The organism is Caballeronia sp. LjRoot31 (genome assembly GCF_964253885.1).
Taxonomy (GTDB): domain Bacteria; phylum Pseudomonadota; class Gammaproteobacteria; order Burkholderiales; family Burkholderiaceae; genus Caballeronia.
Map to the genome: position 1 here is coordinate 3,867,047 of NZ_CAXURX020000001.1, position 12,180 is coordinate 3,879,226.

Annotated in this window: 14 protein-coding genes and 1 pseudogene; 4 read left to right on the top strand and 11 right to left on the bottom strand. The window is 58.2% G+C overall.

The window, feature by feature from the left end; all coding sequences use genetic code 11:
• Window positions 1-467: 467 nt before the first annotated feature.
• Window positions 468-1,250: an H-NS histone family protein gene (locus tag ACSQ8V_RS17285; RefSeq protein ID WP_436206430.1), complete on the top strand. Its 783-nt coding sequence runs from the start codon at window positions 468-470 to the stop codon at window positions 1,248-1,250.
• 320 nt (window positions 1,251-1,570) lie between these two features.
• On the opposite strand, the gene ACSQ8V_RS17290 is transcribed toward ACSQ8V_RS17285, so the two are convergent.
• The 6 genes and pseudogenes from ACSQ8V_RS17290 to ACSQ8V_RS17315 form a co-directional block, all read right to left on the bottom strand.
• Window positions 1,571-1,954 carry a hypothetical protein gene (locus ACSQ8V_RS17290; protein ID WP_436206431.1) on the bottom strand — a complete coding sequence of 128 codons (384 nt, stop codon included), beginning with the start codon at window positions 1,952-1,954 and terminating at the stop codon, window positions 1,571-1,573.
• A gap of 348 nt (window positions 1,955-2,302) precedes the next feature.
• Window positions 2,303-2,587, bottom strand: coding sequence for a hypothetical protein (locus ACSQ8V_RS17295; protein WP_436206432.1), 285 nt, complete (start codon window positions 2,585-2,587; stop codon window positions 2,303-2,305).
• Window positions 2,588-2,694: 107 nt separating this feature from the next.
• Window positions 2,695-3,756, bottom strand: a complete 1,062-nt coding sequence (locus ACSQ8V_RS17300) for an EamA family transporter (protein ID WP_436206433.1) — start codon at window positions 3,754-3,756, stop codon at window positions 2,695-2,697.
• A 90-nt stretch (window positions 3,757-3,846) separates the two neighbouring features.
• Window positions 3,847-4,329 (bottom strand): annotated as a pseudogene (locus tag ACSQ8V_RS17305) (efflux RND transporter permease subunit); the annotation flags it as partial.
• 6 nt (window positions 4,330-4,335) lie between these two features.
• Entirely contained in the window at window positions 4,336-4,734 is a 399-nt protein-coding gene (locus tag ACSQ8V_RS17310) for a hypothetical protein (RefSeq protein ID WP_436206434.1), read from the bottom strand.
• Between the two features lie 264 nt (window positions 4,735-4,998).
• Window positions 4,999-5,187, bottom strand: coding sequence for a hypothetical protein (locus tag ACSQ8V_RS17315; protein ID WP_213768236.1), 189 nt, complete (start codon window positions 5,185-5,187; stop codon window positions 4,999-5,001).
• 24 nt (window positions 5,188-5,211) lie between these two features.
• Between ACSQ8V_RS17315 and ACSQ8V_RS17320 the strand changes: the two genes are divergently transcribed.
• On the top strand, window positions 5,212-5,655 hold the full coding sequence (locus ACSQ8V_RS17320; protein ID WP_436206435.1) for a hypothetical protein: 444 nt from the start codon (window positions 5,212-5,214) through the stop codon (window positions 5,653-5,655).
• Window positions 5,656-5,711: 56 nt separating this feature from the next.
• Here ACSQ8V_RS17320 and ACSQ8V_RS17325 read toward each other — a convergent pair whose 3' ends face one another.
• From ACSQ8V_RS17325 to ACSQ8V_RS17345, 5 genes are all read right to left on the bottom strand, one after another.
• Window positions 5,712-6,530, bottom strand: a complete 819-nt coding sequence (locus ACSQ8V_RS17325; RefSeq protein ID WP_436206436.1) for a DUF2092 domain-containing protein — start codon at window positions 6,528-6,530, stop codon at window positions 5,712-5,714.
• Between the two features lie 9 nt (window positions 6,531-6,539).
• Entirely contained in the window at window positions 6,540-7,514 is a 975-nt protein-coding gene (locus tag ACSQ8V_RS17330) for a SphA family protein (RefSeq protein WP_436206437.1), read from the bottom strand.
• Window positions 7,515-7,548: 34 nt separating this feature from the next.
• Window positions 7,549-8,001, bottom strand: coding sequence for a glycine zipper domain-containing protein (locus ACSQ8V_RS17335; RefSeq protein ID WP_213768232.1), 453 nt, complete (start codon window positions 7,999-8,001; stop codon window positions 7,549-7,551).
• 75 nt (window positions 8,002-8,076) lie between these two features.
• Window positions 8,077-9,447: a DUF1254 domain-containing protein gene (locus ACSQ8V_RS17340; RefSeq protein WP_436206438.1), complete on the bottom strand. Its 1,371-nt coding sequence runs from the start codon at window positions 9,445-9,447 to the stop codon at window positions 8,077-8,079.
• Between the two features lie 48 nt (window positions 9,448-9,495).
• Window positions 9,496-10,416 carry a hypothetical protein gene (locus ACSQ8V_RS17345; protein ID WP_436182918.1) on the bottom strand — a complete coding sequence of 307 codons (921 nt, stop codon included), beginning with the start codon at window positions 10,414-10,416 and terminating at the stop codon, window positions 9,496-9,498.
• 615 nt (window positions 10,417-11,031) lie between these two features.
• Between ACSQ8V_RS17345 and ACSQ8V_RS17350 the strand changes: the two genes are divergently transcribed.
• Together ACSQ8V_RS17350 and ACSQ8V_RS17355 are read left to right on the top strand one after the other, a co-directional pair.
• Window positions 11,032-11,436 (top strand): helix-turn-helix domain-containing protein, encoded by a 405-nt coding sequence (locus tag ACSQ8V_RS17350; RefSeq protein ID WP_213768231.1) that lies wholly within the window; start codon window positions 11,032-11,034, stop codon window positions 11,434-11,436.
• A gap of 75 nt (window positions 11,437-11,511) precedes the next feature.
• The gene (locus ACSQ8V_RS17355) at window positions 11,512-12,129 is read left to right on the top strand and encodes a hypothetical protein (RefSeq protein ID WP_436206439.1); all 618 of its coding nucleotides are present in this window, start codon (window positions 11,512-11,514) and stop codon (window positions 12,127-12,129) included.
• The last annotated feature ends 51 nt before the right edge of the window (window positions 12,130-12,180 follow it).

Consider the following 12,180-nt stretch of genomic DNA (forward strand, 5'->3'; position numbering starts at 1 on the left):
TCCGTTGCCGCCGCCGAGACACCATCATCATCGCCCGCCGCCGCGCCATCGACCGCCGCCTCATCGGTATTAGAGATCGCCAGCGAGCGTTCGCAGGATCCTCCTGCGCGACAAAGCATTTGCAGCTTGCCGGTCGAACAGATCAAGGCCGTTATCAACGCCGTTAAGCAGCACCTCTCTGATCAAGGCACCTCTTACTTCTCTACGCGTTCGGCTCGTCCTTAGGGCAATCATGGCAGCCGGACGTTCTCCCCCTTCACTACCCGCGCGATCAATAGGTCGTTGTCCCGCGTTTCACAAACCTTCATCGATATCCTGCGCATTTACATCCGCGCCTGACCAATGCCGGAATCGTGCGGCGGCATAACGCAGCGCAGAGTGTTAAAGCCCCGCGCTTCTCCCATTTTTAATGCGCTGCAAGCCGAGCGAATCTAACCCTAAGCATTCAACGCGCGAGGCCTAAAAGCTTGGTCTTTTTGTCACGGATTGAAACAAACTGTATTAAGAGACGCGTGCCTTTAATGCCAAGCTCTATTACCCGCTTCCGAAATCAGAGAACGCATGGCATAGTGCGGGCAATCACTCTTAAGGAAACCATAATGCCGACTCTGGAACAGATTCAAGCCAAGCTGAAAAAGCTGCAGGCGCAAGCGGAAGTAATGATCGCCAAGCGCGCGCAATCCGTGCTCGACGACATCCGCAAGCTCATGGAACAGCATGGACTGACCACCGCTGATATTGACGCGCATTCATCCACGAAGAAGCCGCGCGGGCGGCCTGCGGGCAAAACGTCCAAGCGTGGCGCCAAGGTCAAAGCGGCGGCAAAGCCAAAGCTGCCCGCCAAGTATCGCAATCCCAAGACCGGTGAAACGTGGAGTGGCTGGGCACGCCCGCCGCTTTGGATCAAGGACGTCCGGGACCGTACGAAATTCCTGATCGATGGCCACAGCGATAGCCATGCCCTTGTCGCAAGCACGACAAAACCTGCCAGCAAGAAGGCGTCAAAGAAAGTGACGGTCAAAAAAGCGACGGCTAAGACGCTAAGCGCAAAGGCGCCGGCAAAGAAAATTGCCGCCAAGAAAGCGTCGGCCAAGAGTGCGACTGTAGCGAATGTCCCCGCGAAAAAAGCAGCCGCCAAGAAAACGCCCATGAAACGCGTGTTGGCGAAGAAGTCAGCAACCGCCGCTAGCAAGACGCCGGCGGCTAGCCAGGATTCTGCATCGACGGTAGCGGTTACGCCTGCGGTTTAACGAAAAACCAAAGAGCCCTTCGTTGATAACCGAAGGGCTCGCCGGGTTTGAATACTTTGATTTCCGTTTGGCGTCGTTCAACTACGACCCGGTCTGGAAATTTGACCGGGCCTCTGAGAACAGCAGAGAAGCTTTACCGGAATGCGCAGCATGCGGTGCGACGCTAACGCTCGCTCCGCTTGCTGTGTTTTGGCATGAACGCCTGACGCAGTCAAGCCACGCAGGTTCGCTGGATGTTTGATTACTGACAAAGCGTCCGGCAAGCAGCACGCATCAGACGCTGTCACATCAGGCTAACGGCCACGTGATTGGCCCCATTCTTAGCCGCGGCCACCGCCGTGCCCTCCGCCGCCGACGTGCCCGCCACCGCCCTGCCACTGTCCGCCACCACCGCCATGCCCGTAGCCGCCACCGTGGCCATAGCCGCCGTGATAGCCGCCATACCCGTGGTTCCAACCATGCCAGTTAGCACCATGGTTATAGTAGTGGCCGCCGTACCAGCCGCCACCACCGCCGACATAGACACCACCGCCGTAAACCGCCGGATAACCGGAGTAGTACGGCCCCGAATAATCCGTTGCGTAAGGGTCGCCGTATCCATAGCCGTCATATCCATAGCCATAGCCATAACCCGGCGCAACGGCACAGCCGCCTAGAGACCCAACAAGTACGAATAATGCGAACAATGCAATTGGCTTAAGCATGTGATTCTCCGCGCTTCTTAATTCTTAAGTAAGAGCCGAAGAACCTTGCTTAGTTCAAGCGCAATTGTGTCTCTGAATTACATAGCGGCAGGCGTGGCGAAGGAACATATTCGTCGGCTAAATTCGCGCGCGGCTAATGCCGTCATGCTTCGCGTTCTTCCGTCACGCGCCAGATCCAAGCTTCATTTTCAGCCGGAAACTTTCGTGGCGTCATGCACCAAGTCGATGCCATCGATGCGAATAAAGGCGCGTCCTAAAATCGTGATGCCGCTAATGCGTGGCTAACAGCGGCGACACCACGTCAGAGGACCATTCCCGGCGCCTGGCACCCGCCAGCATGACATTGCCCTACTGGGCGTTCTTTGCAACGCCCTTGGCGCCATTCGACGGCATCGCGCCCATGCTGGCGCTGTTTTCCATCCCCGGGCTTTGCATATTGCCGGGCATGGAACTTGTAGGCACGGCAACCGGATCGCCCCAGTGCGTCATTCCAGCCGTTGCTGCGCTGTGCGCATTACCACCGCCCGAGCCGCCGTTCCCGTTGCCGCCACCCTGCGCGAATGCTGCCGTCGAACCGCACAAGAACGCCACCGACACACCCGCCAACATCGCTTTGCGCATTACCTTGTTCATGGTTTTTCTCCATTAGCCGCGAGTGCTGGATTGCGTCGCGTCAAGCTTATATACGGGCCTGGCGGGACGCTGGATGCAATGCATGTCTAATTGAAGAAATCCGCCGCTCAATGAACGTGACGATGATGAATATCCGGGAAATGTCCATGGGCGTGCGTCATCGGCACGTGTCGATGCGGGTGTGTGTGCGGCTCCTCTCCATCCCACTTGAAATCGTGCGTATGCTGATGATGCTCGTCGTGGCGATGCCGGTGATTATGGTCCATCAACACGTGCGTATGCGCGTGCTCGTGGCGCTCACGAATATGCAGCCACACGCCAAGCGCCATCAACGCGGCGGCCACCCAAAACAGCGGGCCCGGCAGATCCGGCCAAAGGATCAGCGAAAGCGTCACGCCGAATATCGGCGCGACTGAAAAGTATGCGCCAGTGCGTGCGGTGCCGAGATTGCGCAACGCGACAACAAACAAGACCAGGCTGACACCGTATCCAGCCAGGCCGATGAGCATGGCCGCCGCCGTCGCGACCCAACCGGGAAGATGCGCGCCGAGCACAAGGGCAATGCAAAGATTCACCGATCCCGCGATCAGCCCCTTCAGGCAGGCAATGACCATGGCGTCATTCGTCGATACCTTGCGCGTCAGGTTGTTATCGATCGCCCAGCACACACACGCGGCGCCGACCAACAGCGCGCCGGCGGATACACCGGCCGCGCCCGGCTGCCACGAGAGCGCCACGCCGCCGGCGACTATTGCCACCATGCCGAGAAAAATCTGCGCATCCACATTCTCGCGAAACACGACCCACGCGATCACCGCCGTGAATACGCCTTCAAGATTCAGCAGTAGCGAACTCGTCGCGGCTGAAGTGGTGCTCAGGCCGAACATCAGGAGCACCGGACCGGCGATACCACCAGCGGCAATTGCTCCGAGCAACCAGGGAACTTCACTTAACTGAATCCGGCTTTCGTTAGCGCGTTCCTTTGGGGACCGCCTGACACGCTGGATAGCGATAGCGACAGCCAGACCGACACCGCTGCCTAAATAGAACAAGCCCGCGACCATGAACGGCGACATAGTGCCAAGAAGGGTCTTGGCAAGCGGGGTCGTCGCGCCAAAGAGCGCCGCCGCGAGAAGCGCCGTGAATGCAGCGTTGTAGCGTACAGACATGGGTGTTCCTGACTCTGGATTTAACTACGATTCTAACGTTTCAGGTACAACAACATCACCACGCCGAACTCCGCCGCCACACCGGCAAGCCATCACGATAGCGGCGTCGATCATCGCGCCGATCGCGACCGCAATGCCGCCGAGCGACATCGGGTTTGCGTTGACGCCCTGATTGCACATCACAATAAACGCTGCGAGCACACCCAGCGGCAACGACAGGATGGCGCCAAAAGCGCTTCGCAGATGGAATAAAAACAGCGCACAGACCAGGCTGACGATGACAAACTCCTCGATCAGCGTGTCTCGCAGATTACTGGATCTATCGTAGGTGGTGGCGACTTAAACGCCGGGCGGCGGCGACTTCTTCAGCGTATCGAGTTTCGCTTTCACGGCCGCGAGGTCGTGAGCGCATTCTTGCCGGAGCGCATCACGATCACGCTACCAGCGACCTCCCCTTCGCCATTCATTTCGGCAATGCCACGCCGCATCCCGGGTCCAATCTCGATACGCGCAACATCGCCCAGCAACATGGCCGTCCCCGGCGTCGTTAGTGCGCAAGACAATGCCGCGGAATCGCGGTCACGCGCATTCCCGGTCACGCTCCTGATGACGCGCACGCAGCGCATGCAAATGGACTTTCGCGCGCTCTGCCGCAACCAGTTCGCGCTTGCCTTTCAAGGTTGCGCTTTTGAACCGCGGGTCGCCCATCGCAGCGACGTACTTGTCCCACCGATACTTCTGATAGCGGCGGAAAAAATCCGGCCCGGGCAGGCCGTTGTCGCATGCAAGCAGCACTCCGTAGTCAATATCGGAACCATCATTGAGTTCCCGCAGGGCAGCATCGAGCACTTCGTATCGCCGGGTCAGTGGAACCGTGCGCTCAAACAGGACATGGAAACGTTTGTACGGTAATACCGTACTTTGCAGTGCGGCCCGTTCGAGCGCTCGGATGACAAGGGGCAGCGGATTCGGGTCCATACGAGTCTCCGGTTGAACAACATTCATCGCCACGCACTGCCGGCCAGAACGTAAATTTGCGTTCCGCTCCGGCAAGTGCGATTGAGGTAAAAGATTTAAGCGTGTCTCCTGTCCACGCTCGCGCCGTCTCGTTTCAACTCGGTTTTTTCGGTGGTGAAATTCAACGGTGTGTCAGGGACGATCCGGCCGAACCGCGTGTTTGCGAGCGAGGCAAGCCCAACCGGCGCCGGATACTGAACGAACCGGCCGGGCCATCAACGCACGTCATCTGGGCGCCGTAACAACGATGTACTGCACCTGAGCGCCAACGTATTGCGGCTGATACCAGTTCGGCCCGCAATGTTCGTAAGCGATGCCGTTCACCACGATGCTCGAGCAGCTCGGCGGCAACGCGGCAACCGTCGCGCCGACCACCACTGCCGTGGTTACGCCAACCGCTACGCCCACTGCCACCGGGTTCCCATACCAACCGTCATCGTGATAGTGATCATCGTGGTGGTGGTCATCATCGTGATGGCCGTCGTCGTGATGATGGTCATCGTCATGGTGACCATCATCGTGGTGGTCGTCGCCACCGCCGCTGTGGTGGTCGTCGCCGTGGTGGTCGCTGCTACCACCGCCGCTACTACCGCCGTTGTGACCTCCTCCGCTGTTGCCGCCTCCATTGTGATCGCCGCCGCCGTTGCTACCGCCGCTGTGACCGCCGCCATTACTGCTGCCGCCACTGTGACTGCCGCCACCGCCTCCGTTACTGCTATGGCCCACGCCGCCGCCCGGATGCGCGCCTGCCTGTGGGGCACCGCCCGGACCACCGGGGTGGAAACCACCACCGCCTCCGCCGCCGTGAAAACCGCCTCCCGGCGGCGCGTGAATACTCGTGCGCGCGCCGCCGCGGAAACCGAACGCGTGAACGCTCAATGACGTCGCAAGAAAGACACCGGCAATACCGGCAACCGCAAGTTGTTTGGTGCGTGACATCATTCGCTCTCCTCATACGGCGTACGCGTAGCAGGCTTCAACTCGATAGCTTTCGCATTCGCCGCAGGCCGGAAAGTAAAGGTCGACGCAGGAAACTCGGGATTGAGTTTCCAGTGATAGGTCACGACGTGTCGTGGACGTGCGTCCTGGGTTGTATCGACAATCTCCATGCGGCACGGCAACTGACGTGTTCCGCTCTGGATCCAGAGTTCCCAGTCGGCGCCGTCCTGCTGATACGCGTAGTGATTGCACCAGCGCGTATCCACGCGCTCCAGCCCGATGAAAAGCGCCGACGTCAATGTGTTGTCATCGACCTTGCCGTTGCCCCAGTAAAACAAATCTGCAAGCGGGGTATCAATGTTGTAAGTCGTCGATAACTCGCGCACCAGCAGGTCGATCGTGGCCGGCGCGGGGTTCTTCGAGTAGTAGCCCTCCACCGTATTGAAGATGGTGAATGTCCTGCCGTCGTAGATCAGCCCCTTGGGACTGCGACTTCCGGTGATATCCACCCTGAGACGATTCGGCCGCTCGACCTTCAAATCCGTTTCATGAAGAAACGCAACGGTCTGTCCGCTGTCGAGAACGGCATCGGTAGCAGATGTCGCGGTCACATCGAAGCGGCTCAGTGAACGCAGATAGCGTCCCATGGACGACAACGCATCGATAGCTTGTTTCTGGCGCTCGGGTTGCGCAACAGCCGCGGTTGTGGCTGCTGCGGCGCTCGCCGGGTCGGGGCTTGTTTGCGCGAATGCGCTGACCGCGCTGATGCCCAACGCGATAAGCACGCCGCGTATTGGTCGGTGATAGTGTCGTGGCACGTCGTCCCCTTATTGAAAAGTGGCGCTGATTGAAAGTTCGACCGCATTTCCCTTCGGGCGGTTACGCACTGCAAATTCATTGACCCATCGCAACGATGCCGACACAGGTGTGCTGCTCAGCTTCCCCGACCAGGTTGCCATCGGGCCGATCCCGACGGAATGGCCGCTGGTGCCACCGGTCAGGTCGGCGAGACCGCCGGTGTCGTCGCCAAGCTGTTGAATCCAGCCGCCGACCACACCAACACCCCATCCGCCCGTGAAGCGCTTGAGCGCAAGCAGGTCGAGCACGCTGATCGGGGCGTTGTGATAGTGCGTTTCGTTGTTGGCTGTATAGAACTCAACGCCGTAGTTCGCTGACAGCTCGACGTTGTGCTCGGGCAGGAGCTTCGTGTACGCGACAGTCGGAATGAACGTCCACGTGTTCAGCCCGGGATTCGCCAGGCGGTTCACGTTATAAGCCCCCGTGGGCGCATACATCTGAACGCTCAAGGCAATATGGTCGGTCTGCGTCAGGTGATAACCGGCAACCACAGGCGTGAAGAAGATGTCGGTGAACTGCGTGCCGCTGTCGTTAGGCAGCCGGCCGTTGAACGAGGAGATCGACGTGTATTGAAACGGCACGCCGAACGACGACGCGAAGTTCCACCCGCCAGCGGTGATGCCCCACGTCTTCACTGCATTGATGATGGTGTAAGAGATGTGATAGTTGAGGCCGGCGGACACTGTGTTGCCGATCGGAATTGTTTTGGATTTTCCGAACGAACCCTCGTAATAGATGGTCGAGACGGAAAATATCCAGTCCGACGTGGGCGGCACGATGCCCATGTACGGCGCTATCTGCATACCGGTTAATGGCCGTCCCAGACCACTTTCAGTCGCGTGGGCGGCAGTCGCAATGCCGAGCACAGCAGTGGCGAACGCGACCGCCTTCAGCTTCCGGTGCACGCTTTTACGCACAGCGGCCCACTTGTTGTACGTGTCCATACTGATTCCTTCGCTAAGTGGTTTTCGCAGGCAATTACTGGACGGTATAACCGCGCCCCTGCATGCATGCGCCGTAGGCACGCCAGTACGTGTTCATCTCAGCTTGCTTGTTGGCTTGTGCGTTCTGGGCCTGGGCGGCATGCTGCCGGCGGCTACGTACTCCGCCGACTACCGCCCCAGCTGTCGCACCGACGGCCGCGCCGTGTCCCGGGTCGTTGTGGTTCACGTCGCCGATGAGCGCGCCCGCCGCCGCACCGCGAGCCGCGCCGCCCACTCGCGCACCGGTGGGTCCCGGGGGCGGCGGCGGAGTGCCGGCAACGACCGCGGGATCGATGCCTGTGTTTTGCTTGGCCCAGGCGTAGCACGCGCCGTCATCCTGCGACTGCTTGCTGGCGCTTTGGCCATGCGCCGGATACACAGCGGGCTTGGCTGCAAACGCGGTGCTTGCCGTCATGGCAAGCACCGCGGTCAGGAAAATGCCTTTCATACCAACCTCAATATCGATTAGCAAAACTTACATTCTAACAAATATGGAATTCTAACAAATCCGGATGGTTGGATATCAGCCCTCCCCAGCCTTCTTCGGCTTCACGAGCTGCCACGTTCCATTCAGCACCTCGGCATTCGGTCCGTAGATGCGCATGATCAGGGTGTAGGCACCCGTCGGCGCCGGCAACCAGTTCGCCTCTTTCCCCTTGCCCGGCGACTGATGCTGGACATAAAGATCGAGCGAGCCATCCGCGCCATATTTCAGGTGTTTCGTGCGGTCGCCGATCGAATAGCGATTGATTGGATTCGCGACAAGATGGCGCCCCGGAAGGTCATACAGCGTCATCGACCAGAAGAATTTGGCGGGCGGCAGGTCTTTCTTGTCGAAGTGCAGGACATACGGCTGAGCGCCCACGAGTTGCTTGTTGTCCGCATCCACGCGATACCCGACATACACCGCTTCTTCCTTCGTATTGCCGTAGATCCCCATTGCCGCCGCGACTGCGCGTGTCGTGTAGTCGTCCTTCAGGTCGTCGCGTGAACCGAAGAGACCGAAGGAACCCGTCGTCGATTTTTCCGCGGCCGCCAATGCCTGCTTGCCATCGGTCACACCGCGTTCCAATGCTTCACGGGTTGCGGGATCAAGCTTGCTGATATCGAACGGCTTGCCTGGCGCAATCCCTATCTTCGCGAAGCGCTGCATCAGTTCTGTCTCGGACGGATTGGGCGGCTGCGCGAATTGCAATAGAAAATTCAAATAGCCGATAAAGTCGACCGATGTCGCCCTGGCCTCGTCCCACTTGGGGAAGGTCACGCTCGCGACGTCGGGTGGCGGCGTGGTGTGTTCGAAGCTGGAGAGCGGCGTCAGCTCGTACTGCTCCTGTATGCGAACGACGTGTCCGACATCCGAGGGTCCATTCAGCACCGTACGGCCGAGCGTCAGAACGAGATCGGTCTCCGACTTGAAGACCTTGTCGATACCCGGTGGCGTCGATCCGTTCCAACGAGGGCCTGCCAACAAGTAATGGCCAGCGCCGTTACCGGTCGCGCGCGAGCCGACGTAAGCAAAGTTGTAGGTGTACAGGTCGATCCACTGAAACACATAGTAGCGGTCTTCGGGAACCTTCGGGACCGACAACACCCAGGGTTCGCGGCGCAGATCCAGCCAGGCCCACGAATACGGTGTGTCGTTGTTCGGCGTGACTATTTCCTTGTTCTGCGGCCCATACAGTTGCGAATAGTGGCGAAAGCTCCCGAATCCACCGATATACGCCTTCGAGTTCCTGTCCTGCGTCTGCTGGTAGAGGGTCTTGTAGTTGAACAGCATGGGGTACGCATAGATGAATGCGTCCTTGGCGATAGCCTCCGTTTCCTGGGGCGTCGCGCCGGTGGGCTCCTGCTGCGCGCTCGCGGATGAAACACCTGCCAGCGTCAACGAAGTCATTAGTATTCCGAATCTCACGAGATATCCACGTTTCATGGAAGTCCTCCGTTATTTGCCGAAAGTCATGTTCAACCCGGCGAAAATAGTGAATTGCGGAACACCTTGCCCTGAATGAGCGACCGAATATTGCGGCTCTATATATGCGTTGTAGATGGTCGAGCCGCTTTTCCACGCTTTGCCGCCGCCCAGGCCAACCGGGATGTAATAGCTTCCGTGCTGCAGGTCGAACGTCCAGGTGCCGGTCGAGCGCACATACCATCCACCGGGTAAGTTAAAAATGCCGAAAGGCTGGGCCGTCAGCGACTGCACGGCCGGGCGGCTATCCTGCCCGGCAAACGAGTGTTGCCACTGGACCAGCGCGCCCAGCAACCGTTCCTTGGTCGCACTGACCGCGACTGCCGCAAGACCGCCTTGCCACTTGCCCGTTCCCAGGCTTGGGTCGGTAGCGCTCGGCATGGTGATCAGTGGTCCGACGCCTATCTGGACGCCCTCCTGAGAGAGCAGGAAGATATCGAAAAGATTGATATCGCCCAATCCGGTGTTGTATCCGCCATTGGGATCGGGACGGGTACTGACAGGCACGGTTGCGCGGAATATCTGCGGCACGCCTATCAGCCCGTTGGGCCCGATTGGAATGGTCGGGCGCAGCAACAGATCATTAGTATGGGAACTCGCACCAAATACGCTGGGTGTATAGTAATTTTGAATATTGAATGAAGCAGCCAGATTCAGTGGATTATTGCTTTTATTAGCTTCATCCGCGGCGCTTTGCCCAAACGCCAGATTTGCCCAGACTGCCATAATGAAGCCCGGCAACGATCTACGGATGAATAGTTGCCTATGGCTGCTCATGAATTTTCCCAACGTTAATTTCACAAGATGCAGATAGCCCTTCAGCGTTAATTGAATAACGTTTTTCGGGGCACGCGAGCAGAACCGTTCCCGGCGCACCGGGAAGAGGTTTTCCATGTTTCTATCAATCTGTTTTCCGCGATATACCCACACGGAAGGACGACATGATTTAAGCGAACTGCGTGGAACGAGAAATAGCCATACGTTAGTCCTCTCAAAGACATAACAGGGCACGTTTGTCCTGTGCGGTCTGCTTTACGCAGTGCATTAGCGGAATTACATTTGTTACGGATGCTAGCAAACGTTTTAGCGTTTGCCAATATTATTTTGTAACTGACAAAGTCCCAATCCAATCAGCCAGTATGTTTCAAAAAAACGTTAGCAAACGTTCGTGAATACCAGGTCGACTGCTCCGCGTCTTAGACAATAATCAAGTAAATTTCAAGTAATAAATTTTGCACAAAATCGGCCCCAAATCTAAAAAAAGCAGATATTGGTAATGAACTTAACCTCCGGGGCTTCCATTCCGACGGCTTGCGCAACAGTGCAATTAACTGAATTAAGCGTTATTCGCCTGACGGATCTTTCGCGGATATTCATATTCTTTTGGAAATCGAAACGGAACGTCAGAGCGTTTCAAAATGGAGATCGGGCCGCCCTGGCGAGCCGGAGTTAAAAACGAGCGGCGACGGACTGCCGTGCATTCCTGATGACACAAGGACGAGTGCACAGATGCTTTCTCAGCCCGAGAACCTTCCCAGCGTCGTACGCCGAATGACGGCGGGACAGATGCTGCTCGACGGAGCGTCGCTGGATGACGTTGCCGAGCAGCTTCATCTGTCCATGGCGACGGTGAAACGCTACAAGGCGCTGATTGACGCCGGTGGCCTGGACGCGTTGAAACAGTTGGGCGTGGGCGGACGTTCTTCCGTGCTGGATCAGCGAGCCCTTGAGTGGATATCCGCGGCGCTTCAGGGCTCGGCCAGGGATCATGGCTTCGACAGTGAGGCGTGGACCAATGCGCGGCTACGGGCACTGATTGAGTCGAGATACGGCGTCCGTTACTCCCGCGTGTACATCTGGCAGATAGCGACCAATCTTGGACTGGGGCACTTGCTGTCCAAGTCGCGTAGGTAACCCCAGGCTTCATCACCCGGCGTTTCGCCGGTCATCCGCATCCATCAACATCGCAACGAACGAGAGGATTCCCTAATGACTCACAAGACTCGCCAATACACGTCGCAGATTTTCAGCATCAACATCCTCAAGGCAGCAATGGTTGTTTCCGCCCTGCTTGCCGCGCCGGCGTTTTCGCAGAATGCAGCCTCGGCCGCTGGTCCGAGCGGAGTGGGCGCCGCCGCCACCGCGGAAGTTCAGGCGCGTGTAGTGGGCATCGATACCGCGTCGAATAGCGTCTCGTTGCAGGGGTCAGGCGGGAGAGTCGTCGATATTGCCGTGAATCCGGAAGTGGGCGATGTCAGCAAGTTGCAGATCGGCGATATCGTCCATATCAAGTATGAAAACGCCGTGCTGATCCGTGCCACCAAGGTCGCGTCGAACGGTATTCGCGAGCGGGTCGACGAAACCGCGACCATCCCCGCGTCCGGCGGATCGACTGCGACCGCACGTCGGGTGCAAGTGCTGGCAACGGTTCAGAAGGTCGATCATGCAAAACGAACCATTACGATTCGCGGCCCGAATAAAACAGAAACGCTGCAGGCTGGCCCCGACGTTTCGCTAAAGGGAATAAAGACCGGCGACAGCGTACACGCCGAATTTATTGAAGCGACTGCCGTGCTGGTGACACGCAACGGCGCTCCAATAAAGTAAGCGGTTGGCCGGAAAAGCAGTCGTGACGCGGACCGGCCGCTCGTGCAAGGC